At 55.7% G+C, this 749-nt stretch carries 1 pseudogene; it reads right to left on the bottom strand.

Annotation, left to right across the window (positions count from 1 at the left end):
• Nucleotides 1–749 (bottom strand): annotated as a pseudogene (locus ADI58_RS11275) (hypothetical protein); the annotation flags it as partial.

The following is a 749-nucleotide window of genomic DNA, read 5'->3' as shown; positions in this document are numbered from 1 at the left end:
TTCCTGCTGATGGTTCGTCTGCTTTTGGTGTTGTTCCTGCTGATGGTTCGTCTGATTTCGGCGTTGTTCCTGCTGATGGTTCCTCTACTTTTGGTGCTGGCACCGCTGGCTCGTCTGATTTCGGCGCTGGTGTCGCTGGCTCGTCTGATTTCGGTGCGGGTGTTGCAGGTTCTTCCACTTTCGGTGCTGGAGTAGTCGCTGCTTCTTCTGCTTTAGGAGCGGGTGCAGTTGACTCCTCTGATTTTGGCGTTGTTCCTGCTGCTGGTTCTTCTGCTTTCGGCGTTGTTCCTACTGCTGGTTCCTCTGCTTTTGGCGCTGGTGTTGCAGGTTCTTCTGCCTTCGGTGTGGTTGCCGATGGTTCGTCTGATTTTGGTTCAGTCGCTGCTGGTTCGTCCGCTTTTGGTGTTGTCGCTGCTGGTTCTTCCGCTTTCGGCGTGGTTGCCGCTGGTTCGTCTGCCTGCGGCGTTGTTACCACTGGTTCGTCCGCTTTTGGTGCTGGAGTCGCTGGCTCTTCCGCTTTTGGATCAGTCGCTACTGGTTCGTCTGATTTTGGATCAGTCGCTGCTGGTGCTTCCACTTTCGGTGCTGGTGTCGTTGGTTCGTCTGATTTTGGATCAGTCGCTGCTGGTGCTTCCGCCTTCGGTGTGGTTGCCGATGGTTCGTCCGCTTTTGGTGTTGTGCCTGCTGCTGGTTCTTCCGCTTTCGGTGTTGTGCCTGCTGTTGGTTCGTCCGCTTTTGGCGCTGGTGTC

The sequence above is a fragment of the Streptococcus mitis genome (assembly GCF_001074635.1).
Lineage (GTDB): Bacteria > Bacillota > Bacilli > Lactobacillales > Streptococcaceae > Streptococcus > Streptococcus mitis_E.
Note: the sequence above shows the minus strand (reverse complement) of the source record. Positions and strands in the feature narration are given on the sequence as shown.